Here is a 23,457-nt window from a genome sequence, read left to right as displayed (position 1 = left end):
AACAAACTATGAAAAAAAATCTGTATTTGACGGCCTTGCTTTTGGGTGTTTCAACTGCTTCCTTTTCTCAAACTGATTTGCATCAAAAAATTGAGGATGAGTCAAAAAAAATTGAGAGTAAAGTTATTTCTTGGAGACGTGATTTTCACGAACATCCAGAGCTGGGAAATCAAGAAGTGAGAACTGCTGGTATTATAGCTAACCATTTAAGAAGTCTCGGAATAGAAGTTCAAGAAAAAGTTTCCTTTACGGGTGTGGTAGGGGTTTTAAAAGGTGGAAAACCGGGTCCTGTGATAGCTCTTAGAGCAGATATGGACGGTTTGCCTGTTACTGAACGAGTAGATGTTCCGTTTAAATCTAAAGTGAGAACCGTATACAATGAGCAAGAAACGGGTGTAATGCATGCTTGTGGACATGACAGTCACGTAGCTATATTGATGGGTGTAGCAGAAGTGCTTGCTGGTATGAAAAACGAACTACAGGGTACCGTTAAGTTTATTTTCCAACCGGCTGAAGAGGGTGTTTCAGATAAAGGACAAGCTTTTGGTGCTGACGGTATGATAAAGGCCGGAGCATTGGAAAATCCAAAGGTAGATGTAATTTTTGGCTTACACATAAATTCGCAAACGCCTTCAGGTGTAATCGCATACAAAGCAGGCCCGATAATGGCGGCAGTAGACGAAATGAATTTCGTGATTAAAGGTAAACAAACCCATGGGGCATATCCTTGGGAAGGAGCTGACCCAATAGTGGCGGCAAGTCAGATTGTGACAAGCTTACAAACGATAGTTTCGCGAAATGTAAAACTTACAGAAGCACCCGCAGTAGTAACAGTTGGGGCAATTCATGGAGGAATAAGACATAATATTATTCCGGAAGAGGTGAAAATGATAGGAACTATTCGTACATTAGGAAAAGAGCAACGTGTAATGGTTCATAGGAGAATCAAAGAAATAGCCGAAAACACAGGCAAGGCCCTTGGTGTTGATGTAGACGTTGAGATTGTAAATGGATATCCTGTTACCATAAATGATGTGAATTTGACGAAGCAAATGCTTCCAACTTTAGAAATGTCTGCCGGCAAGGCTAATATTGTAGAAGTGCCGCCAACTATGGGTGCTGAAGATTTTAGTTATTTTCAAGAAAAAGTGCCAGGTGTGTTTTTCTTTTTAGGAGGAATGGATCCAAAGAAATCTCCTTCTCAAGTAGCACCGCACCATACACCAGATTTTTATTTGGATGAAACAGGATTTGTATTAGGAGTAAAAACGTTGTCTAATATGGTGGTAGATTATGGAAACATGAGCCAGCCAATAGATACAAAATCAGCTAAAAAAGGCAAAAAAAGTAAATGAAAGCAGAGATAATCGAAATATTTCCAGATAATCCCGACGATAGGAAAATCCAACAAGTGGTGGATTGCCTTAAAAACGGGGGAGTAATTATATATCCTACAGATACAGTTTATTCTATGGGGTGCGACTCTAGAAACGTAAAGGCGGTGGAGAAACTATGTAAATTGAAGAATGTAAAGCCCTCCCAAAATCGCTTTTCTATTGTCTGTTCAGACTTATCTGATATTTCGGTTTATGCCAAAGTACCCAATGTGGCCTTTAGATTAATGAAAAAGCTACTTCCCGGGCCTTATACTTTTATTCTTCCTACCACCGGCGACTTGCCCAAAATATTGCAAACAAATAGGAAAACTATAGGAATTAGAGTGCCTGATCATAATATTCCGCAGCAAATAGTGAAAGCACTCGGTAGCCCCATTATCACGACTTCCTTAAAAGATGATATTGATGATATTCAGGAATACCCAAACGAGATTGAGGTTATTTTTGATCAAAATCAAGATAAAGTCGATATAATAATTGACAGCGGTTGGTGTGGCATTATACCTTCTACGGTAATAGCTTGTACAGATAATGACCAAGTGGAGCTCGTGAGAGAAGGTTTAGGTGAATTTTCGGATGATTAAAATCTATTAAATGTAAATATTTAAAGGCGAAATGTGAATTTCGCCTTTTTTTTATGCTAAAATATTAAAAATACAAAGTCTATCTATTTGGTAGAGTAATTAACTTTTATATCTTTGAGGCAAATTAATGCAAATGAAGATAGAGGACACGGTAATAGAAGAGAAAATCATAGCCACGGAAGACATTGGAGCGGTCTCTACCACTATGAAAATTAGAAACTATCTCTATTTTGGGCTAAGTAGATTGGCATGGATGGTGGCTGGTTACATATTGTTTAGCTTTTTACCTCTAAGGTATTTTGGAAATCAAGCACAAGTGTTATTTGCATCGCTAGACTCCGAAATACTTATTTTTATGGCTGCGGGCTTCATTGCACAACTTATCGATGGTGCCCTAGGGATGGCCTATGGCGTCAGTGCTACCTCTTTTTTGCTTTCATTTGGTATTTCGCCCGCTGCTGCTAGTGCCAGCGTGCATGCTTCTGAGATCTTCACTAGTGGGGTGTCAGGTTTGAGTCACTTAAAGTTTGGTAATGTAAACAAAAAGCTCTTCAAGACTTTATTGATTCCTGGTGTGCTTGGGGCTATAACAGGGGCTTATGTTCTTTCATCTTTTGAGCAATACAATGTATACATAAAACCTGTGGTAGCAGCTTATACCTTATATCTTGGTATTAGAATTCTACAAAAATGTTTAGGCAAAATAATCAGAAAGAAACCCATTAAAAAGTTGGGTCTCTTGGCAGCTACAGGTGGTTTTTTGGACTCCATCGGCGGGGGAGGTTGGGGCCCAATTGTGAGTTCAACTTTAATAGCCAATGGCCGAAATCCCATTTATACCGTAGGTTCGGTTAACTTAACCGAGTTTTTTGTTTCTTTCGCTAGTTCTATCACATTCATAATATTCTTAGGCTTTTCGCATTGGCAAGTTATCTTAGGCCTAGTGTTAGGGGGAGTGGTAGCCGCTCCAATAGCGGCCTACATAGTCAGCAAAATTCCTATTAAGCCCATGTTTCTTATTGTTGGTATTTTAGTAATAATCGTCAGCCTCAGAAACTTATATATGGGCGTTCAGTTTTTTCTTTAATAATTAGAATTTCATACTAAGAGCAATCCTTTTTCTGCTACTTTCAATTTCCACAACACGCACTTTAACTTTTTGGTGGACCTTAACTATTTCGTTAGGGTCTTTTACAAATTTGTTGGCTAGCTGAGATACGTGCACCAAGCCGTCTTGATGAACGCCAATGTCTACAAAACAACCAAAAGCAGTGATATTTGTCACGATTCCTAGTAATTCCATTCCTTCTCGTAAGTCTTCTATGCTGTTTACGTTGCCAAATTCAAACTGCTCAATGGTTTCTCTTGGGTCACGACCTGGTTTTTCTAGTTCTTCCAAAATGTCTTTTAGCGTCGGTATTCCCACTTTAGCTGTTACGTATTTTTGGATATTTATACTTTTTCTAAGTTCTTTTTTTTCTATTAATTCTGCTAAACTCACGCCTAAATCTTTGGCCATAAGTTCCACTATTTCATAGCTTTCTGGGTGTACGGCCGTGTTATCCAAAGGGTTTTTGGCTCCTCTGATTCTTAAAAAACCTGCTGCTTGCTCAAATGCTTTGTCTCCAAGTCGTGGTATTTTTTTAAGTTCGTTTCTGGTTTTTATTTTGCCATTTTGGTTTCTATACGCTACAATATTGGCGGCTATGGAAGGCCCAATGCCCGAAACATAAGAAAGCAAATGTTTGCTTGAGGTATTTATTTCTACCCCTACAGAGTTTACGCAAAGCTCCACTGTAGCATCTAAAGTTTCTTTAAGTAGTTTCTGGTCTACATCGTGCTGATATTGCCCTACACCTATAGACTTCGGGTCTAGTTTTACTAATTCCGCCAATGGATCCATCAAACGTCTGCCGATTGAAACTGCACCTCTGACCGTGATGTCTTTGTCTGGAAACTCTTCTCTGGCTATTTCGCTCGCCGAATAAATAGAAGCACCTTGCTCTGAAACTACAAAAACAGGAATACTTTTATATTCGGGCATACTGCCAATAGTAGACTTTATGAAACTTTCGGTTTCTCTACTTGCCGTTCCGTTTCCAATAGCTACTGCTTCTATTTTGTATTTTTCTAAAAGCTGCCTAACTGTAGCCTCAGCTTCCTGAACTTTAAAAGTCGGGTACACTACGGTATCTTTCAAAAGTGTGCCTGTTTCGTCTAATACGACTGTTTTACACCCAGTTCTAAACCCTGGATCAAGTGCAAGTATACGTTTTTGGCCCAAAGGCGAGGCCAACAAAAGTTGTCTTAAATTGGTAGAAAATATCTCTATCGCGGCTAAATCGGCTTTTTCTTTTGCTGAATTATTAAATTCTTTTTCCACACTCGGAATCAATAGCCTTTTTAGGCAATCTTTTATGGCTAAACCTACTTGTTCTTTCGGTTCATTAAATCCTTTTAAATAAATTCTTTCTAGGCTATCATATGCTCTGTCTGTATCTATATCAATTTTCACTTGAAGGAAACCTTCGTCTTCTCCTCGTTTTATAGCTAAAAAGCGATGGGAGGGCATGTTTTTTAAAGATTCATTATGTTCAAAGTAATCTTTGAATTTTTCACCTTCTTTTTCTTTTCCTTTTTTTACTTTGCACTCAACTACCGACTCTCTTTGAAATATAGCCCTTACTTTATTTCTAGCTTCCAAGTCTTCATTAATCCATTCGGCTATTATATCTCTAGCACCCGCTAATGCTTCTTCTATGTTGTGTACTTTGTCTGTAATAAATTTCGCCGCTAAAGGCTCTATTGACTTCTCAGACTGCTTAAATAGTAACTGTGCCAAAGGCTCTAAACCAAGTTCTATGGCTATACTTGCTCGAGTTTTTCTTTTTTGTTTATAAGGTAAATACAAATCTTCCAATTCTGCCAAAAACATGGCGTTTTGAAGTTTCTGATTTAACTCGGGCGTCATCTTGCCTTGTTCTTCTATCGATTTTATGATTGCTTCTCTACGCTTATCGGCTTCAATAAACTTTTCAAGGCTTTTTTTTATGTCTAAAATCTGCACTTCATCCAAACTGCCAGTGACTTCTTTTCTATACCTAGCCACAAAAGGAACCGTAGCACCTTCGGTCAGTAGCTGAGCAGTGTTTTTTACTTGATTTTGAGAAATATTTAAAGTCTGAGCTATTATTTGTAATTGTTTCGAAGTCATTTCCAACCTTTTAGTTTTTTTTGTAGTCTTATTGATACAAAAATCAGAAGAAAAACCTTAAAAAGGGTAAAAAAAAGCTTCTATTTTTTAAAATAAATATTTCAAGAAATGCTTACAGATATGAGAAATAATATTAAAAAAAATGTAGAAAATTATCTATTTAAGTTCGTAATAGTGATAATTTCAATAAACACCTTTGGTTTAAGCTCATGTAGTAAAATTGAAACTGAGCCACAACAATTGAGCAACGATATAAAGAGCATCAGTGGTGGGCAAAGTTTTGGTTTTTGTATAGGTAAATGTTATCGAGAACTAACGTTTATTGATAATAAAATGAAGCTTTTGGTAATAGAAAGAGGAAATAGAGGGTCAAACGAAGCGGATAAAGAGTATAATTTCGAGGAAATGCTTGATGCAGTAGATGCCCAAAAAATTAACTCTTTGCTAAACATTGATTCATTTAAGAAACTCAATGACGTATATGGCTGTCCAGACTGTGCAGACGGCGGTTCTGAATGGATTGAGATAGTATTTGCAAATGATACCAAAAAGAGAGTTACGTTTGAGTTTGGCAATTATCCTTCTGAAATAAAAGAGTTGGCTACTTTGATTAGAGAAAAACGAACTACTTTTTATCAAAAGAATTTTCAATCAAATTAGGAAAAATATATCCTAGGACTAATCCAAAAGATGAGGCCAAAAGACCCAAAACATTTGCTGGATATTCGGTTTCAAAATATTCACATATTATCCATACCGCGGTTCCTAAAATCATAGACAATATGGCTCCGGTGCTATTTGCTTTCTTTAGAAATAAACCGGCAGTGAGCGGAACAAATAACGCAACCAAACTTAAAACCGATGAGCTTCCTACAAGTTCGTAAATGTCTCTTTGGTTTAGCGAAAGCACTATCGCAGCTACTGTAATCAAAACAGTAGAATAACGCATAATGCGTAATAGAGAGGCATCTGAAAGCTCATTTTTAAACAATGGCTTTATTAAGTTTTCAGCAATAACTGTAGATGGAGCCAAAATAGCTGCACTACAAGTACTCATGATGGCAGATAGCAAAGCTCCAAAGAAAATAACTTGAACAAAAAGGCTGCTGTGTGTCAATATAAGCTTTGGTATCATCATTTGTAGGTCGCCAGTTTTGACCTCGGGATATAAATAGACTCCGCAAAGCACGATAATTAGAGGGAAAATAGCCACGGTTAAATACATAAACGCCGAAATGAAGGAGCCTCGTACCGCAGTTTTTTCCGATTCGGCCGAAAGTACACGCTGGAAAACATCTTGTTGCGGTATAGAACCTAAGCCAATTGTAATCCAAGCACCAAAATATATCATCCAGTCTATTCCTGTTTTGTTTTTTGGAGTAAAATCAAAAAAGCCAGCTGGCAGATCCGAAATTAGTTTATTTGGGTCAGGGATAGCCGACCATAGCTGAAAGGCAATATAAGCCAAACCGACAATAATCAAAACCGTTTGAATAGTATCTGTAATAGAAATAGACCACATGCCGCCCAGGTACGTATAAAACAAAACGATAGCTCCACAAAACACAATGCCTATGGTGAAAGGAATAGCCGCGATACTTTGCAAAATAACCGCCATAGCCACCAATTGGGCCGCAATCCAACCAAAATAGGAGGGAACCATAAAAAGAACAGAAATGAATTCAACTTTTTTGCCAAATCTGATTCTGAAATAGTCTGAGAAAGTATAGAGGTTAAGTTTGTAAAGTGGTTTGGCGTAAAATAACCCTATTAAAAACAAACAAAGTGCCGCTCCAAATGGGTCTTCGATGATACCTAAAATGCCCCCCTCTAAAAATTCTGAAGAAGCCCCAAGGATAGTTTCGGAGCCAAACCAAGTGGCAAACAAACCAGAGGCAACCATATAAACGGGCATTTTTCTTCCTGCTAATACATAATCTATAGAGGATTTTACCAGTTTTGAAGAGAACCAGCCTATCAAAATGGTAATAAGTAGATAAATACAGATAAAAAATACTAACATGCGGTAATTTAACGCTTATATCTCTAAAAAATATTGTAGATTTGGAGACCAAAAATAAGATTTTATTTAACTCTATTTATCGCCGTGACCCATCTTATTGAAAGATTTACTGAATTTTTAAAAAAAGGAAAATATAATTCTGCAACTATCGCTTCGTATCGAAACGATATTTTTGTGTTTTACAACCACTTTAGAGATTACCCCCAAAGCAAAATTACCGATGAGCTTATCGCTGAATATTTGAAACTTTTAGACGAAAAAAAATCGTCGAGACATGAGGTTATTCAGGCTGGAAAGGCCATTAAATTATTTTATGAAGTAATTTTCAATAGAAAGCTTAGCATAAAAGCCACAGGCAAGGAAAAAGAGATTCAGACTATCGATGTTTTGTCTCAGACCGAGATAAAGCTTTTGATAGATACTGTAAAAAATATCAAACACAAGGCTTTACTTATTTTGGTATACAATTCTGGAATGAAGATAAGCGAGGTTATAAAACTAAGGATTTCGGATATTGATTTTAAAAAATATACGATTACTCTAAAACATAAAAACTCAAAGAAAGACAGGTTGCTGAGATTGTCTCCTAATATTGTAGTTTTTATAGAAAAATATATTAAAAAATACGAACCTGTAGATGTGCTTTTTCCTGGGTCAGGTGGCGAAGGTTTTTATTCTTCTCGAAATATTCAGATGTTTTTTCAGAAAGCATTAACTGAGTCGGGCTTAAATAAGCAAGCCACACTTAACACGCTAAGGCACAGTTTTGCAGTACATAGCTTAGAAATGGGACTGGATATTCATATACTTCAACAAATGTTGGGGCATACAAATATCCAGACGACTTCGGTTTATAACCAGTTTGTGAAAATTAAAACAGAACAAATAATTTCTCCTCTGGAAAAATTAGATTTAGAAATTCCACTTTAATGTTTCTCTTTTCTTAAACTATCAATATCTATTTTTTGATGCTTAATAGAGTTTTTCTCAAGCTCTATGTATTCATTTCTTGTTTTTGAAATATCTACAGCAGCGTAAATTGCGTGCAACATTGAGGTGGGGTCTGCTTCGTTTTTGCCCGCAATGTTATATCCTGTACCATGATCGGGCGAAGTCCTAATTCCCATCAGTCCAGCTGTAAAGTTTACACCAGTTTCGAAAGCCAAAAGCTTGAAAGGTGTCAAGCCTTGGTCATGATACATGGCCAATATGCCATCATAGTTTTTAAACTGTCCGTTTGCAAAAAAGCCATCCGTAGGAAATGGACCGAACACCAATTCGCCTTTGTTTTTAAATTTTTCTAAAACAGGCTCTATTATTTCTTTCTCTTCTTTCCCAAGTAAACCATTTTCACCCGCATGAGGATTTAGTCCTAAAACCGCTATTTTGGGTTTTTTAATTCCGAAATCAATTTTTAAAGATTCTATCATGATGTTAAGTTTAGAGGTGATTATCTCTTTGCTTAACTTTGATTTTACTTCTTCTAAAGGAATATGTCCTGTAACCACGCCTACGCGTAGTCCTTCCGAAATCATAAACATTAGCACGTCTTTTTTATCATATGCTGCTGCTAAATATTCAGTATGACCTGGAAATTTAAAGTTTTCAGATTGAATGTTATCTTTCGAAATAGGTGCCGTTACCAAGGCATCTATTAATCCTTCTTTTAGATCAGCTACCGCCTTTTCTAAAGAGTTAAAAGCTAATTCTCCCGCTTTTTTGTCAGAAGTACCCAATTCCATTTCAAAATACTCTCCTTTTAGGCAGTTAATCAGATTTGAGTTTTTCTGAAGTGCTGTCTTTGGGTCATTTATGCCTGTGTATTGCCATTGGGCTTGGTCCACAAAGTGCTTATATTTACTTAGATGCTTTCCGGAACCATATATGATCGGAATACAAATTTTGTTTACTCTTCCTGTAGCTAAGGCTTTTAGTAGTACCTCAGGGCCTATTCCATTTACATCTCCTATCGTAATCCCTATTTTGGGTATGAATTCGTTTTCCATTCTTAAAATTTGAAATTTCTCAAAATTAATAAAATTTCGGAGGACTTAGACTATATCGGCGGTCTATATAAACAAAAAAGGTTATCCTAAAAATAAGATAACCTTTTCGAAAGAGCAATAAGTAGTAATTATTTGATTGTACTCGGACAAACATAGTCTGTCAAAGTGAATTTCTCAGAGCTTTTAATAGCCGCAAATCCACCGTTTACATCAACTACGTCAATTCCTCTTGACTTAAGAATTGAAGCCGCTATCATTGATCTATAGCCACCTGCACAATGAATAGTATAGGTATTTGCTTTATTTATTTCTGCAAAATTTTCATTTATAAAATCTAAAGGAAAATTAGGAACGTTTTCTACGTGCTCAGAAATGTATTCACCTGGCTTTCTTACATCTATTACATGCATTTCAGGGTCTTTTTTCATTCTTTCGCTTAGTTCTTCTGGCGAAATCGACTCGATGGTGTCAAGTTCGTTTCCAGCGTTTTTCCAAGCGTCAATTCCCCCTTTTAGATAGCCGATAGAGTTGTCATAACCCACTCTGGCTAATCTTGTGATAGTTTCTTCTTCTTGTCCTTCTTCGGTAATAAGTAAAATTTCTTGTTTCAAATCCGGAATTAAAGCTCCAACCCAAGGGGCAAATTGACCATTCAAGCCAATATTGATTGAATTTGGTACAAATCCTTTGGCAAAAACCTGTGGGTTTCTGGTATCTAACATTATGGCACCTGTTTCGTTTGCGGCAGCTTCAAATGCAATTGGGCTCAAAGCTTGGGCACCTCTGGCCATAACTTCATCAAAACTTTCATAGCCCTGCTTGTTCATCATTACGTTTTGAGGGAAATAATTTGGTGGTGGAGCAAGTCCATCAGTAACCTCTTTAATGAACTCCTCCTTAGTCATGTCGGCTCTCAATGCATAGTTTGTTGCTTTCTGGTTTCCGAGGCTGTCAGTGGTCTCTTTACTCATGTTTTTGCCACAAGCCGAACCTGCACCGTGTGCCGGATAAACGGTAACATCATCTGGCAAAGTCATAATTTTATTTCTTAATGAATCGTATAAGAAACCGGCAAGGTCGTCCATCGTAATGTCTGATTTTTGAGCAAGGTCTGGTCTACCTACATCACCTATAAATAGGGTATCGCCACTGAAAAGAGCGTTTTCTTTGCCATTTTCATCAAAAAGTAAAAAACATGTAGACTCCATAGTGTGACCCGGTGTGTGCAAAACTTTGATTTTGATATCACCAACTTCAAATATTTGTCCGTCTTCGGCAATGATTGCATCAAAGCCCGTTACGGCATTTGGTCCATAAACTATTGGAGCACCTGATTTTGAAGATAAGTCCAAGTGACCTGAAACGAAGTCTGCATGAAAGTGAGTTTCAAATACATATTTGATTTTCACACTTTCTTTTTGAGCTTTTTCTAGGTAAGGACCAACTTCTCTCAGTGGGTCTATTACTACTGCTTCTCCTTTGCTTTGGATAAAATAAGCACCTTGTGCTAAACATCCTGTATAAATTTGTTCGATTTTCATGTTACAATACGATTTCTTTTATTATTATGTATACTGCCATGGCCAATACAAACCAGCCAAATGATTTTTTTAATTTTTCTCCTGGTATATATTTAGTCAAATATGAGCCTATAAAAATACCCAATATAGAGAACGCTGTGAATTTTGTTAAAAACATCCAATCTATCGGTTGATTGGCCACGTCGCCCAAAAATCCAACGAGTGATTTTGCTGCAATAATCAGCAATGAAGTTCCGACTGCCATTTTCATTGGTAATTTAACCAGTAGGACCAAAGCCGGAATAATTAAAAATCCGCCGCCCGCACCAACTAAACCTGTTAAAGTTCCTACCACTAATCCTTCTAAAGCGATTAATGGAAAATTAAACTTTAAACCTTCATTAGTTTCAACTTCTTTTTTCTTGTCTTTTATCATTGAATAAGAAGCCGCAAGCATTATGACCGCAAAAAATACCATGATGGCAATATTTTTAGTCAAATCAAACGTGCCAAAACTCATGATGTGGTCTGGTATGGAAGGTACCAAATATTTTCTGGTTAAGAAAACTGCCACAAACGAAGGAATCGCAAAAATAACGGCGGCTTTGTAATTCACTAGTCCTTTTTTCATGTAGCTAAATGAACCAACCAATGAGGTGGAACCTACAATAAACAATGAATATGCTGTAGAAAGCACGGGACTAATACCTAATAAATACACTAAAACCGGAAGGGTGAGTATACTTCCACCACCACCTATTAGTCCTAAACTAACTCCAATTAAGATCGAAAAAATGTAACCTACTATCTCTGTCATCTACTCTTTTTTTTATACAAATTTAGGGTTATTGTTTGCTCTTGTCTGTGATAAATGTTACCTCAAAACTACTTAATGAGGTAATTTTTCTCTAAAAAATCCATAAAGCCAAGTTCCTGCTACCGCACTCAAAAAAGTTACGATAATAGTTAAGAATCCACTGCCGATTTGAGCGAACAATGGACCTGGACATGCTCCAGTAATGGCCCAGCCTAATCCAAAAATAAATCCTCCATACACATTCCCTTTGTGGAACTCTTTAGTTGGAATTACTATTTTTTCGCCACTTATTGATTTAATTCCGAATCTTTTAATGATTTGAATAGAAATCATTGCAGTTAAGATGGCACTTCCGATGACACCATACATATGAAAACTTTGGAATCTAAACATCTCCTGGATTCTAAACCAAGATATAATTTCGGCTTTTACGAATATAATTCCGAATAATATACCTAAAATAAGATATTTTGAATATCCCAAAGGTGATTCTGTAGACTTTTGAGAATTAGGAGCCACACACTCTAATGGCTCTATATAATTTTGATTATTTGTTTTTTCTACCATGATTTAAAATAATTTAAAGATAATTGGGAAAAGTAGGTGCGTCATAAAAAAGCCGCCTAACATAAAACAACAGGTTGCAACCAAAGAAGGCCATTGAAGGCTGGATATTCCCATGATTGCGTGGCCAGAGGTACATCCGCCTCCGTATCTTGTTCCAAAACCAACTAATAAACCTCCTATTACAAAAAAGATAAGTCCTTTGATGGAAAGTAGTGCATCAAAACTAAACAACTCTACTGGCATTAAACCTGAAAAATTATGAAGTCCTAAGCCTTTAAGGTCATTAATGGTAGCCTCCGAAATCTCTATTTCATTTGGGTTGGTTAAAAAAAATGTGGCTAAAAATCCGCCAATAGTAACACCTAATACAAACACTAAATTCCACATTTCTTTTCTCCAGTTGTAGTTGAAAAAAGGAATATTTGCGGGCATGCACATTGAGCAAATATGCCTTAAAGACGATGAAATTCCGAAAGATTTGTTCCCTAAAATTAATAATGCAGGAACTGTAAGTCCGATAAATGGACCAGCTACATACCAGGGCCATGGGTTTTTAATTAACTCGATAAAATTCATTGTTGATATTTACGTTAAAACTTGAAATTAATAATCACATTGAGGAGGTTTAAGTTCACTTTGTTAAAGATATACCTGGCCTCCAAGGTTTCACCTGAGATGTTGTTTTTCCTAACAAATAGGATTTGATAATCAAAACCATCCAAAACACCATGCAGTTTTTGTTTATAGCTAATATTTAGTTGGTCATAACTCGGCATTCCATATTTGTTTAGAATTGGGTTAGAAGGCGAAGTTAAATAGAACCTTCCGTATGAAAAGTCTAGATCTTGATATTTATTTAAGCTTCTAGCTAACCCTATTTTTATGGCTTTTACATCACCATTCCCTTCCACACGCTCTCTTGGCATAAACGTATAAAAGGGTTCGCGTCCCCATTCTCGCGGAAACAGAAAGCGGCCTTGTTTTCCTATATTAGTATAACTTAAACTCAGGTTATTTTTGCTGAAATTCTTTGAGATTTGACTAGACCAAGCCAAGGCATTATGACGAATATAGGAGCCTGTAACATTAGGTTGTAAGCTTTTTTCGAAGGAAATCATACTTCCCAAAAACCAACTATTGTCTTTATACTCGGCTTTTAAGTGAGCTAAGTTCATTAAGCTTTTGGCATAGTAATTTTCTGCTGAAATATTGATTTTATTTCGAAACGAATAATCAGCATTTACGATTAATAAGTTTTTAGAGGTGATACTTGCGACATAATTGCTTTTGGTGCCTTCTTCGTTTCTACCTTGTGGATACAATGACATAGATTCTCCAATGCTGTACCATTTTAAACTTGAGCGTGGAGATATTTTGGTTATCATATTTAGACCAAGATTTAAGCCTTTTGCGGGCTTTGTGTTAATGCTCAATCCCTTTACCATAGTTGGCGTCATTCGACCATCTTGTCCATTTAAAAAAGCAAAATTTGGTGTAAACTGACCCAACTCAGCACTGCTGTTTTTGTATCTATATTTGATACTTAAATTTTCTAACCTTACCAGATTTGGGTTACTGGGATTTTCAATGTCAAATAAGCCAAGTTCATATCTACTCGGACTTAAAGTGGTTGAGTCAATTTTAGTTACATCTTTTCCTAACAGATTTAATATAAAATATCCGCCCATTTTTAACGAAAATCCTTTGATTTCAGGGCTTTCGTAATTCAAACCTGCTCCATAGCCTAACCCTTGATAATCTGAAAGACCTTTTTGATTATCTGTGGCCATAAAATATAGCCTGCTTCTACCTGAAAATTTTCCAGATTGAAAATACGATTTTATAGAGGTATATGTTTTGACTGAATCTTTTTGAGATTGCCCAAAACCTACATTTATAATAAATAAGAAAGCGATAAGGAATACTTTTCTCAACTTAAGGATATTATTTGTTCTAACACAAATTTACACCCTTGAGTCTCGAATTACTGTGATATTTGTCACAGCAAATAGTGTATCTACTTTAAACGAACTGATAGTCAATGCCCCACACTTGCGAAAGTAAAGTTTGTGGACCATCAAGTATTTTAGCTGATTGTCTTGGAGCCGGATTTACAGGAGAAAATTCTTTTAAATAGTCGGTAACCGCTTGATGTAAGGTAAAATCTAATGAATTTGGGTTTTTAACGCCTTTTAGTCTGCAAATAACATCTTCAGGATCGCCTTCTCTTTCGCACGCAGCGATAGTATAGGTTCGATTAATATCGATTGGTTGGCCATTTATGGTCGCTTTTTGTAGTTTTTCTCCCTCTGGAGCGAAAGCTTTAAACGCTATTTCCATACCTTTAAACCTAATAAGCCAACCTCCAAATCTTTTAGCGGCTTCTTTGGCAAATACATTTTCTAATTCTCTTTCAAGCCAAGCCAAAATCTGCTCACCCGTTACTTCACCGGTTCTTACTAGGGCATCAATAGGAAGCATGTCATATAAATAGCCCTCTGTAATAGGAGCGAGGCCATTTTTCTCTATGTTTTTAGGAGGGCAAAATCTGAATCCATTACTGATTATAATGTCAGTTTTTACTTTCCACTTAAGTGCGTCCACAATGAGTGTATCAATGGTGTTTTCTACTACAAAATACCTGTATAAAGGCAGTTTAGAATACCCCAAAACCTTGTCTAGATGAGCTCTGTACGGTTTTTCAGATTCCGTTATCAATTTCGAAACTACCGCGTCTGGTTTAATCTTATCTGGGTCAACTTCTATTAATTTATATGATTCCGAAACTATTTTGCCGTCTTTTATATCTAAATCTAGACGGCCAATAAATGAACCGAACGCTCCAGGCTCAACTACTTTACAGTACTTCGTTTGGATTGGTTTTCTAACTCGTTCATGGGTATCACCTCCAAAAATATAATCGACACCTTCTATGTCGGGGTTATTTCCAAGGGCTAGCTGCTGAGAAAGCCCCAAATGTGAAAGTAAGATTATGAAATCACACTTTTCTTGAGATTTAAGCAAGTTTACATAGTATTTCAGGTTTTCATCGGGTTTTGTATACATCAAACCCTTTGAGAGTGCCGGTGGTTGTCTTCGTGGTACTAAGTGGTCTGTGTAACCTAAAAAGCCAATTTTGACACCCAGGCGGTTAATTATAGCATAAGGTTGGAATACCAATTCGCCTCTACTGCCGTCTTCATTTTGGTGAAATAAATTTGCACATACTTTAGGTGCATTTAGCGATCCCAATAGTTGTTGCATTCCTTTTTTATAGAAAAATACTTCCCAGTTTCCGGGTGTGTAGAGGTCGTAGTCTATGTAATTTAAAATCGGAACTAAGGCCTCCCCTTGGGTTTTTACTGAAAGCTCACTTCCCTGAAACATGTCGCCGGTGTCAATGGCGATGGTGTTGGGGTTTTTCTTTTTTTCCTTTTTAATGTAAGTGGCTATTTGTGGATAGCCGCCAGTTTTACGAAAAGTTATTTGTTCATTCTCCCAAAAAAGCTCATCATGAGGGTGTATTTGGCAGTGAATATCAGTAGTTTGTAAAAGTGTAAGTGTACCAGAAGTAGTCGGTTTATCAGTTTGACTCTCCGTTTCTTTAAAAATACTTTTTTCTTCGAAAGGCACCGCTACTGCGGTCATTGAAGCTATAGTTTTTTGAATAAAATCTCTTCTAGTATTCATATTTAAGGGGTTTTGTTGATTTTTTTAATATCCTGCCTTTATATAGGCGTAACCGTCTTCTTGTTTTTCAACAATTTCGGCTATCCCAACTGGTACAAATACTGCCGCTGGCAATATATCGGCTTCCGTTAATTTCTTTCTTTTCATCGTGTTTTTACAGACGGCAAAAGTGATTCCTCTTTCCTGCATTTCTTTTACTTCTTTGGCCACCACACTTTCGGTATTTCTCATAAAGCCAATGGCGTCGTTGTGTATTACTACTTCGATTTTGGCCGTGGGCCAGTATTCTAACACATTGTTAAGCTGTCTAATCAGTCCTTTGTGCACCAGCGTATCGCCGGTTGCAAGTTGAAATACAATTTTGTGTGTTTTTGTTTGACCAAAAACAGTACTTAGACTTAGTAAGAATGCGAATAGAAATACGATTTTTTTCATGTTTATTGAATTTGTCATTTTGAATTATTTTTGTACCAATCTTTAATTGGTTTGTATGGTCCTATTTTATGTTGAGTTTCAGGAAATGGATCTTTATACGGTCCAAATGGATGATCAAACGGCTTTTTGCTGATGTCTGGCCAGTCTTGGCTTAAATCTTTACTTGGTCGTGGCATTTGATTTACATATCCAGCTAAGTCCCAAGCTTCTTCGTCAGTAAGCTGTGGGTTTTCATAACTTACGCCAAATGGCATGTTATATTTTACATAGGATGCGAAATTTGACATTCTGTATAGTCCTGCACCGTCGTTATAGCTATGTGCTCCCCACAATGGCGGGTAAGTATATTCTTTGCCGTCTGCAGTTAATACTCCTTGACCCTCAGCTCCATGGCAACTCTGACATTTTTCTAAGTAGATTTTCTCTCCATTGGTTTTACTCAATGCTCTATTAAGTTCTTTTATTTTGAACAAACCTGTACCTCTTGGTTTCTCCTTTTTAGGTACATCTTCGCCCAAATAATCAATATAGGCTATCATGGCTTTCATTTCTTTTGAATCGGCCGCCAATCCACTTCCATTTAAGCTCCTCTCGAAGCAATCGTTTATTCTTTTTACTTTATCTTCTATTTTACCTGAGCGGGCTCTCATTTTTGGATAAGTAGAATTTACTGCAAAATAGTTATTACCAAAAGGTTTTGAACCCGCATCTAAGTGACAATTCTGACAGTTTAAACCGTTTGAGATAGACATTACACTTCCGTTTGGACCTAAGTATCGAGCAGTATGAGCAATCAATTCTTTTCCGTATAATATTTCAGCTTTGTTTGGCTTAGTAGATAGTCTCCATTCAGCAGGGGCAGTCCAAAGGTTGGTAAATGCCGAGTCCAATGTTTGCTTCGCTTGCTCTGTTTCTGGATCTATTTTGATATTTTCAGAGGTGAACAATCCGGTAATTGAAGGAAAAAGAAAAAGAAGTATAGTAACTATAGAAAGTCCTAAAAGAACATATATCAATTTTATTGACCTGGCGAGTATTTTTGTTATATCCATTTATTTTGTTTAAACCTTAAAAATTAAAGTTAAGATTAAATCCCTATATAGGTATGTGATATTGGTTACAAAATTTATAGAATACGGGTATTTGGTATAATTATTTTTATAAAATTTTGCAATATAGCAGGCTATTTTGGCCGAAAATCAATTTCCGAAATTTTAAATCAGCTCAATTTTATTTCTTGAAAGATTCAATTTGCCAATTTTTTCTAATTGTTTTAGCAACCTAGAGACCACTTCTCGCGAGGTAGCCAATTCATTTGCGAGTTCTTCGTGAGTCGTATACAAATTTTTGGTGCCTCCTGATGCCGCTATTTTTTTCTTAATTAAAGATAATAGTCTTTGGTCTAGTTTGTTAAATGCAATACAGTCTATGGTTTCTAATAAATCTTCAAAACGTTTTTGGTAGGTTTGAAACACATATTGTTTCCATGAAGTGTATTTACACATCCATTCGTCCACCTTTTCGAAAGGTATAGAGATCACTTTGGTTTTATCTTCAACATAAGCTGAAATATCTGAGATTTTGGACTGTAAACAGCAAGTCAAAGACATAGCACAAGAATCCATTCCTCCCAAATAATACAGAAGCATTTCTTTACCGTCTTTGTCTTGTCGCATTATTTTTACACTACCTTCTAGTATTATGGGCACATATCTAATATATCCCCCCGGTCGCATTAAGTATCCGCCTGGCTCTATCTCCATGTAGTTTCCGTGTGCTTGCATTTCTACAAGTAGCTCTTTTTCAAAAAGATGTTTAAATTTGTTTTCGTAGAATTCGAGCTCTTTTTGCATATAATTTGGTACGTCCTTTATTTTTTAAAATTGAATAAGTGACTAAGTTAAATTAAACTTGGCACAAAAAAAACACCTGAAATTTTCATAACAGGTGTTTTAATTTATAAGAATCTGAATTTAAGCATTTTGCTGATTCATTACTTCTGTTTGTTTTCTGATTGATTCCATGTGGATCAATTTAAATAATTCTTCTACCACTTCTGGGTAAAGGTTTAAGCTTTTTGCCCAATCCGCACGAGAATTGTGAACTTGCTTCCATCTGTCTAATTGAAGTACAGCTACGTTATTGTCTCTTTTGTATTCGCCTAGTTGCTCTACTACAGACATTCTGCTAGCCAAAACCTCAAGAAGTTCTCTATCGAGATTGTCTAAACGTCCTCTAAGGTTGTCTAATTGATTTTGGAAGTCTGTTCCGTAAGTCGCTTTTCTTACTTCGATATTTTTAAGCATTTCGCCTAAAGCATCTGGTGTAAGCTGCTGCGAAGCGTCAGACCATGCTTCGTCAGGATTGCGGTGAGATTCTATGATAAGTCCATCGTAATTTAAGTCCATCGCTCTTTGCGTAAGTTCTGCAAGGTATGCACGCTTACCGGCCATGTGACTTGGGTCACCTATCATTGGTATTTGAGGGAAGAGTGTTTTAAACTCAACCGCTAATTGCCACATTGGCGAATTTCTATATTTTGTCTCTTGAGCATTTGAGAACCCTCTGTGGATAGCTCCCATTTTGTTTATACCTGCACCCGCTATTCTTTCAAATGCACCTACCCATAGTGCAAGGTCGGGATTTACAGGGTTTTTAATCAATACAGGTACATCTACACCTTTAAGTGAATCTGCAAGGTCTTGTACGTTAAAAGGGTTAACAGTAGTTCTAGCACCAATCCAAAGTATATCTACTCCGTATTTAAGTGCAAGCTCAACATGTTGAGGAGTTGCTACTTCTACGGCGGTTTTAAGACCCGTTTCAGCTTTAGCTTTTTGTAGCCAAGGCAGAGCTTCTTCGCCTTTTCCTTCAAAACTACCTGGTCTAGTTCTTGGTTTCCATACTCCAGCCCTTAGCACATGTGCATATCCATTTTGAGCTATGCCTCTTGCTGTTTCTAGAACCTGCTCTTCAGACTCCGCACTACATGGTCCAGCTATTATTAGCGGTTTTCCATTGGTTTCAACCCAATTATTTAAGGGTAAAACATCTAAATTTGCTTTCATTTTTAAATTAATTAAACCTGGGTATGTAAAAACCCAACTATATCCCTAAACATTATAAAATCTCAATCAGTTTACCTTAAATTTGTGCTCTCATTAACAAACAAAACTTCATTAATATATGTCAACAAATAAAAGTCACAAAGCCTTGGACTTTTCTAACACCGAAATAGCCTTTAAACATTATGATTCCAATCGGTTAAAAAAGACTTACGCTATTTTTGCTCTGATGAACCTAAATTGGGTCGTAAAGATAGGTACTTTTTTAATTAAAATGGCTTTAAATTTAAATCTACCCGTAAAAAAAATTATCAAAGGTACTATTTTTCAACACTTTTGTGGCGGCGAGGACATTGATGACTGTGAAAATACTATGAATGAGCTTTATCATTTTAAGGTAGGTACCATTCTTGATTACTCGGTGGAAGGAGAAGATTCGGAGGTAGATTTTGATAAAACTAAGGAAGAATTGATTAGAACGGTTATTTATTCAGATAAACAAGAGGAAAAAATCCCATTTTGTGTATTTAAAGTTTCAGGCTTAGGTTCTGTTGATTTGCTTGAAAAATATCAGAAAAATCCTAATAGCCTTACTGTGGCAGAGCTTGAGGCCTTTGAAAGAATTAAAGCAAGATTGGAAGATCTTTGCGAAGCAGCTAATGAAAAAAAAGTAAGATTATTTTTTGATGCAGAAGAAACTTGGATTCAGGATATAATTGACGAGTTATGTCTGGATATGATGCGAAAATATAATTTTGGCGACCTTGCTATCATACACAACACTTATCAATTATACCGAGTGGCAGCTTTGGGGATTTTGAAAAATCACGTGGAGATTGCCCAAAGCCAAGGCTTTAAAATAGGAGCGAAGCTAGTTAGAGGTGCATATATGGAAAAAGAGCGTAAAAGAGCACTTAGCGAAAATTATGAAAGCCCAATAAATGCTACTAAGCAAATAACCGACGATGAATTTGATGCCGCTATGGAGTTTTGTATTGAAAATATCGATACTGTGCATTTTTGTTTAGGTACACATAATGAGCTCAGCTGCAATAAATGTTTAATTCAAATGAACAAAAAAGGTTTGGATGTTGACGACTCACGTATTTACTTTGCTCAATTATTGGGTATGAGTGACAATATTTCGTTTAATTTGGCAAAAGAAAATTATAATGTGGCCAAATATGTACCATATGGCCCGATTGAGTCCGTGATGCCATACTTGTTTAGGCGTGCTCAAGAAAACACTGCAATGGCTGGTCAAAGCAGTAGGGAGTTTTTATTAATAAAAAAAGAATTAAAAAGAAGAAGACGTAAATGAGCAAATCCTATAAGTATTTTTTATTCGCATTGCTTTTAATCATAATTGACCAAATTATTAAGCTTTGGATGCATTATGTAGTTGTACCTCAGCATTTTGGCAATATTGACATTATAAATGGAGTATTTAAACTGCATTATGTGACAAACAAAGGCATGGCCTTTGGTATAGAACTTGGAGGTGATTACGGAAAATTATTGTTGACATCCTTTAGGCTTGTAGCCATGGTGGCCATCGCGTGGTATTTAAACTATCAGGCTAACAAGGCTCCAAGCAACGGCTTGTTATGGGCCATTGCAGCTATTTTAGCTGGAGCTATTGGAAATGTGATTGACAGTATATTTTATGGGGTTTTTATAGAAGGAAACGCTCCTTTTGATGCTCCTTATCCTTGGTTTCATGGGCAGGTAATCGATATGTTTTACTTCTATTTTGCAGATGGGTTTTGGCCAAATTGGATTCCAATTATTGGTGGAAACTATCACTCAACACCGATATTTAACTTTGCTGATGCTTGTATATTCTGTGGTGTAGTAGCTATTTTATTATTTCAAAAGAGTTTTTTAGAAATGAAACCAATGGATGATGAAATAGTAAAAGAACTTACAGATGAAGTCATTGGAGAAGAAGATGAATCAACGAAAGAAGATAACCAACAATAAATATGATTAGTAGGAATAAAAAAACAATAATAATTACCATTCTGGTTTTATCTGTTTTTTTTGCTTTGTTTTTTGCTTATCAAATCCCCTCTTACAGTCTCAGAAACAGTGTAAGAGTATTTTGTTTAATGCTATCTTTGATATGTTTGGCAATTATATCTACTTTTAAAAGTGAGCGAAAAAACCTAGTTTTAAATATAATATTGGCTATTGTAGCCATTTTTGTAATGCTATTATATATGTGGAGATAATATTTAAATTAACCACAATACAAAAAAAACTCCAGTGTAAACTAGAGTTTTTTTTGTTCCAAGGCGATAGGCTTATAAGTGCATAAACTTATTGTAGCACTTAGTTTCTACCTCGCTTAGCTTATCTCTTTTTACTAATGTCCGTCTTAGTTTTGGGTTTTTAACCAAATCTATTTCGTATTCAAAAGTCTTTCCAGATCTAAGTAGGCCTACTTTTATTTTGTCTCCAACTTTTTTACCATCGGTAAAATCATCATCAGAAGTAAACTTTTTGCCATTTACGGTCAATATTTCGTCTGTTACATATATCCCTTGTAAATATGCACCAGAGCCTTTTTCTACACGTGTAACTCGGTTTCCTCTAGTGCTTACACCCATCCATGGGCCTGCGTTTGCGTCTTCTTCTACAGTAAAAGTGATTCCTGCTTTATCAAAATACTTAGCATAGTCTATTGGTTGAACACCATATATTTGATTTTCAAAGAATGAACTTAGGTCAACTCCCGATATTTTTTCACAAGTTTTTCTAAATTCCTCATCAGAATATCCTCTGTTTTCTTTCAGATAAATATTATTGTAAAGTGAGCTCATTACATCATCTAATGACTTTTCGCCTTTAGTTTCACCTATTATAATTAGATTTAAAACACTGCCCAAAACGCCCCCTTTGGTATAGTAAGAAACAGTTGAATTGTTTGAATTTTCGTTAGGTCTGTAATATTTTATCCAAGCATCCCACGACGACTCCGTAACCGACTGAACCGAATTGCCAGGTAAGTTTTCGATGGTTCCAATTCTGTTTTGGCACGATTTCAAGAAAGTTTCTTCGTCTATTAAACCTGCTCTTCTCAAAATATCGTCCTGATAAAAACTCGTAAAGCCTTCTGAAACCCAAAGCATGTTGGTGTAGTTTTCTACTTCATAGTCAAATGGCCCAAGTGCTTCTGGTCTGATTCTTTTTACGTTCCAAAGGTGGAAATATTCATGAGCCAAAAGACCCAAAAAGCCCTGATATCTCGCCGGATTGGTGTAGGTTTCAGGACTTGTCTGGCAAGTAGTTGAATACAAATGCTCCAAACCACCGCCAATGTTTGGTAAGTGGTGAACAATAAATAAGTATTCTTTGCAAGGGTGCGTGCCTCCAATAACTTTGTGAGCATTGGTAACCACTTTTTTATAATCTTCGATTACTTTTTCTCTGTTGTAATCCAATCTGTCAAGCGAATAGTTTGCAATTGTGTATTTAACGCCTTCGGCTTCAAAGTTTAGAATCTCTTGGTTGCCAATTTCTATTGGACTGTCTACCAATGTGTCAAAATCTTCAACAATATAGGTGTTTTTGGTAGTTTCGGGAAGTGCCGTAGAAACAGTTTTGAAGCTTTTGTGAGGTTCTATTTTTAAGGTAGAGGCTTCGTTCATAAGTTCTGAAATAAACATAAAGACGGCGGCTCCGTTTACATACCCATGCGAATCGTCTAAATGCGAAGTTCTAACGGTAAGCTCATAGGCATAAACTTCATAGTTTACTTCTACTTTCTTTTGGCCATTTAATTCTATTCTCCAAGTGTTTTTTGAAATTTTCTTGCTTTTCAGAGCACCATTTGCTCCTTTTGCACTGAATCCTTCTACGTTTTTTGCGTATTCTCTCATTAAATACGAGCCAGGAGTCCAAGCTGCCATTTTGACATCAATGTAGTCATTTTTTATTTGACCGGGCTTGGTTAGGTTTAAATCCAAATTCATTTTAACCTCAAACAGGTGGGTGTTTGGGTTTGACATTGAAAGTGTGTAAGTGAGAGGATGCGTGCTCATTTGGCTTTTTACTTTGTTTACGGCACATCCGGTGAATAGGAAAATGGCCGTGATTAAAACTAAAATTTTGGGGGTTGATCTCATATTTGATAA

At 36.4% G+C, this 23,457-nt stretch carries 21 protein-coding genes; 7 read left to right on the top strand and 14 right to left on the bottom strand.

Annotation, left to right across the window (positions count from 1 at the left end):
• Window positions 1–8 precede the first annotated feature (8 nt).
• From ACFOOI_RS04700 to ACFOOI_RS04690, 3 genes are all read left to right on the top strand, one after another.
• A complete protein-coding gene (locus ACFOOI_RS04700) occupies window positions 9–1,355 on the top strand; it encodes an amidohydrolase (RefSeq protein WP_379835610.1) in 1,347 nt (448 codons plus the stop codon).
• Window positions 1,352–1,981, top strand: coding sequence for an L-threonylcarbamoyladenylate synthase (locus ACFOOI_RS04695; protein ID WP_379835608.1), 630 nt, complete (start codon window positions 1,352–1,354; stop codon window positions 1,979–1,981). The genes ACFOOI_RS04700 and ACFOOI_RS04695 overlap by 4 nt, the downstream gene beginning before the upstream one ends.
• Window positions 1,982–2,114: 133 nt before the next feature.
• Window positions 2,115–3,068 carry a sulfite exporter TauE/SafE family protein gene (locus ACFOOI_RS04690; protein ID WP_379835606.1) on the top strand — a complete coding sequence of 318 codons (954 nt, stop codon included), beginning with the start codon at window positions 2,115–2,117 and terminating at the stop codon, window positions 3,066–3,068.
• A 3-nt stretch (window positions 3,069–3,071) separates the two neighbouring features.
• On the opposite strand, the gene ACFOOI_RS04685 is transcribed toward ACFOOI_RS04690, so the two are convergent.
• Window positions 3,072–5,195 (bottom strand): Tex family protein, encoded by a 2,124-nt coding sequence (locus ACFOOI_RS04685; RefSeq protein ID WP_379835604.1) that lies wholly within the window; start codon window positions 5,193–5,195, stop codon window positions 3,072–3,074.
• A 120-nt stretch (window positions 5,196–5,315) separates the two neighbouring features.
• Between ACFOOI_RS04685 and ACFOOI_RS04680 the strand changes: the two genes are divergently transcribed.
• Window positions 5,316–5,855: a hypothetical protein gene (locus ACFOOI_RS04680; RefSeq protein WP_379835602.1), complete on the top strand. Its 540-nt coding sequence runs from the start codon at window positions 5,316–5,318 to the stop codon at window positions 5,853–5,855.
• Here ACFOOI_RS04680 and ACFOOI_RS04675 read toward each other — a convergent pair.
• Window positions 5,821–7,218, bottom strand: coding sequence for a sodium:solute symporter family protein (locus ACFOOI_RS04675; RefSeq protein WP_379835600.1), 1,398 nt, complete (start codon window positions 7,216–7,218; stop codon window positions 5,821–5,823). The genes ACFOOI_RS04680 and ACFOOI_RS04675 overlap by 35 nt on opposite strands.
• 84 nt (window positions 7,219–7,302) lie before the next feature.
• Here ACFOOI_RS04675 and ACFOOI_RS04670 point away from each other — a divergent pair, with 84 nt between their 5' ends.
• The gene (locus tag ACFOOI_RS04670) at window positions 7,303–8,148 is read left to right on the top strand and encodes a tyrosine-type recombinase/integrase (protein WP_379835598.1); all 846 of its coding nucleotides are present in this window, start codon (window positions 7,303–7,305) and stop codon (window positions 8,146–8,148) included.
• Here the strand turns inward: ACFOOI_RS04670 and pdxA are convergent.
• The 11 genes from pdxA to ACFOOI_RS04615 all read right to left on the bottom strand — a co-directional run bounded on the left by pdxA (window position 8,145) and on the right by ACFOOI_RS04615 (window position 19,321).
• A complete protein-coding gene (gene pdxA, locus ACFOOI_RS04665) occupies window positions 8,145–9,224 on the bottom strand; it encodes a 4-hydroxythreonine-4-phosphate dehydrogenase PdxA (protein ID WP_379835596.1) in 1,080 nt (359 codons plus the stop codon). The genes ACFOOI_RS04670 and pdxA overlap by 4 nt on opposite strands.
• 128 nt (window positions 9,225–9,352) lie before the next feature.
• Window positions 9,353–10,765 (bottom strand): MBL fold metallo-hydrolase, encoded by a 1,413-nt coding sequence (locus ACFOOI_RS04660; protein ID WP_379835594.1) that lies wholly within the window; start codon window positions 10,763–10,765, stop codon window positions 9,353–9,355.
• A gap of 1 nt (window position 10,766) precedes the next feature.
• Window positions 10,767–11,561 (bottom strand): sulfite exporter TauE/SafE family protein, encoded by a 795-nt coding sequence (locus ACFOOI_RS04655; RefSeq protein ID WP_379835592.1) that lies wholly within the window; start codon window positions 11,559–11,561, stop codon window positions 10,767–10,769.
• Window positions 11,562–11,633: 72 nt separating this feature from the next.
• On the bottom strand, window positions 11,634–12,128 hold the full coding sequence (locus ACFOOI_RS04650; RefSeq protein WP_379835590.1) for a DUF6691 family protein: 495 nt from the start codon (window positions 12,126–12,128) through the stop codon (window positions 11,634–11,636).
• Between the two features lie 3 nt (window positions 12,129–12,131).
• A complete protein-coding gene (locus ACFOOI_RS04645; protein WP_379835588.1) occupies window positions 12,132–12,704 on the bottom strand; it encodes a YeeE/YedE family protein in 573 nt (190 codons plus the stop codon).
• A 14-nt stretch (window positions 12,705–12,718) separates the two neighbouring features.
• Window positions 12,719–14,062, bottom strand: coding sequence for an OprD family outer membrane porin (locus ACFOOI_RS04640; RefSeq protein WP_379835586.1), 1,344 nt, complete (start codon window positions 14,060–14,062; stop codon window positions 12,719–12,721).
• Between the two features lie 88 nt (window positions 14,063–14,150).
• Window positions 14,151–15,818, bottom strand: coding sequence for a bifunctional metallophosphatase/5'-nucleotidase (locus ACFOOI_RS04635; protein WP_379835585.1), 1,668 nt, complete (start codon window positions 15,816–15,818; stop codon window positions 14,151–14,153).
• Between the two features lie 24 nt (window positions 15,819–15,842).
• The gene (locus ACFOOI_RS04630) at window positions 15,843–16,253 is read right to left on the bottom strand and encodes a DsrE family protein (RefSeq protein ID WP_379835583.1); all 411 of its coding nucleotides are present in this window, start codon (window positions 16,251–16,253) and stop codon (window positions 15,843–15,845) included.
• 14 nt (window positions 16,254–16,267) lie between these two features.
• The gene (locus ACFOOI_RS04625; protein ID WP_379835581.1) at window positions 16,268–17,305 is read right to left on the bottom strand and encodes a c-type cytochrome; all 1,038 of its coding nucleotides are present in this window, start codon (window positions 17,303–17,305) and stop codon (window positions 16,268–16,270) included.
• A 162-nt stretch (window positions 17,306–17,467) separates the two neighbouring features.
• Window positions 17,468–18,106, bottom strand: coding sequence for a Crp/Fnr family transcriptional regulator (locus tag ACFOOI_RS04620; RefSeq protein ID WP_379835579.1), 639 nt, complete (start codon window positions 18,104–18,106; stop codon window positions 17,468–17,470).
• Window positions 18,107–18,226: 120 nt separating this feature from the next.
• Entirely contained in the window at window positions 18,227–19,321 is a 1,095-nt protein-coding gene (locus tag ACFOOI_RS04615; RefSeq protein WP_379835577.1) for a chorismate mutase, read from the bottom strand.
• Between the two features lie 118 nt (window positions 19,322–19,439).
• Between ACFOOI_RS04615 and ACFOOI_RS04610 the strand changes: the two genes are divergently transcribed.
• A complete protein-coding gene (locus tag ACFOOI_RS04610) occupies window positions 19,440–20,639 on the top strand; it encodes a proline dehydrogenase family protein (RefSeq protein WP_379835575.1) in 1,200 nt (399 codons plus the stop codon).
• Entirely contained in the window at window positions 20,636–21,301 is a 666-nt protein-coding gene (locus ACFOOI_RS04605) for a lipoprotein signal peptidase (RefSeq protein WP_379835573.1), read from the top strand. Before ACFOOI_RS04610 ends, ACFOOI_RS04605 begins: the two co-directional genes overlap by 4 nt.
• 323 nt (window positions 21,302–21,624) lie before the next feature.
• Here the strand turns inward: ACFOOI_RS04605 and ACFOOI_RS04600 are convergent, their stop codons facing one another.
• Complete coding sequence (locus ACFOOI_RS04600) at window positions 21,625–23,448, bottom strand: M61 family metallopeptidase (RefSeq protein ID WP_379835571.1); 1,824 nt, start codon at window positions 23,446–23,448, stop codon at window positions 21,625–21,627.
• Window positions 23,449–23,457: the final 9 nt, after the last annotated feature.

It is taken from the genome of Lacihabitans lacunae (assembly GCF_042649125.1).
GTDB classification, from domain to species: Bacteria; Bacteroidota; Bacteroidia; order Cytophagales; family Spirosomataceae; genus Leadbetterella; species Leadbetterella lacunae.
The sequence above is the reverse complement of the archived record's forward strand: the minus strand, read 5'-3'. Positions and strand labels throughout refer to the sequence as shown.

Coding starts and splice junctions, on each gene's coding strand:
- ACFOOI_RS04600 (WP_379835571.1), bottom strand. CDS start 23,448: ATGAGATCAACCCCCAAAATTTTAGTTTTAATCACGGCCATTTTCCTA.
- ACFOOI_RS04610 (WP_379835575.1), top strand. CDS start 19,440: ATGTCAACAAATAAAAGTCACAAAGCCTTGGACTTTTCTAACACCGAA.
- ACFOOI_RS04620 (WP_379835579.1), bottom strand. CDS start 18,106: ATGCAAAAAGAGCTCGAATTCTACGAAAACAAATTTAAACATCTTTTT.
- ACFOOI_RS04645 (WP_379835588.1), bottom strand. CDS start 12,704: ATGAATTTTATCGAGTTAATTAAAAACCCATGGCCCTGGTATGTAGCT.
- ACFOOI_RS04700 (WP_379835610.1), top strand. CDS start 9: ATGAAAAAAAATCTGTATTTGACGGCCTTGCTTTTGGGTGTTTCAACT.
- ACFOOI_RS04675 (WP_379835600.1), bottom strand. CDS start 7,218: ATGTTAGTATTTTTTATCTGTATTTATCTACTTATTACCATTTTGATA.
- ACFOOI_RS04625 (WP_379835581.1), bottom strand. CDS start 17,305: ATGGATATAACAAAAATACTCGCCAGGTCAATAAAATTGATATATGTT.
- ACFOOI_RS04605 (WP_379835573.1), top strand. CDS start 20,636: ATGAGCAAATCCTATAAGTATTTTTTATTCGCATTGCTTTTAATCATA.
- ACFOOI_RS04695 (WP_379835608.1), top strand. CDS start 1,352: ATGAAAGCAGAGATAATCGAAATATTTCCAGATAATCCCGACGATAGG.
- ACFOOI_RS04680 (WP_379835602.1), top strand. CDS start 5,316: ATGAGAAATAATATTAAAAAAAATGTAGAAAATTATCTATTTAAGTTC.
- pdxA (WP_379835596.1), bottom strand. CDS start 9,224: ATGGAAAACGAATTCATACCCAAAATAGGGATTACGATAGGAGATGTA.
- ACFOOI_RS04615 (WP_379835577.1), bottom strand. CDS start 19,321: ATGAAAGCAAATTTAGATGTTTTACCCTTAAATAATTGGGTTGAAACC.
- ACFOOI_RS04655 (WP_379835592.1), bottom strand. CDS start 11,561: ATGACAGAGATAGTAGGTTACATTTTTTCGATCTTAATTGGAGTTAGT.
- ACFOOI_RS04650 (WP_379835590.1), bottom strand. CDS start 12,128: ATGGTAGAAAAAACAAATAATCAAAATTATATAGAGCCATTAGAGTGT.
- ACFOOI_RS04630 (WP_379835583.1), bottom strand. CDS start 16,253: ATGAAAAAAATCGTATTTCTATTCGCATTCTTACTAAGTCTAAGTACT.
- ACFOOI_RS04635 (WP_379835585.1), bottom strand. CDS start 15,818: ATGAATACTAGAAGAGATTTTATTCAAAAAACTATAGCTTCAATGACC.
- ACFOOI_RS04660 (WP_379835594.1), bottom strand. CDS start 10,765: ATGAAAATCGAACAAATTTATACAGGATGTTTAGCACAAGGTGCTTAT.
- ACFOOI_RS04690 (WP_379835606.1), top strand. CDS start 2,115: ATGAAGATAGAGGACACGGTAATAGAAGAGAAAATCATAGCCACGGAA.
- ACFOOI_RS04685 (WP_379835604.1), bottom strand. CDS start 5,195: ATGACTTCGAAACAATTACAAATAATAGCTCAGACTTTAAATATTTCT.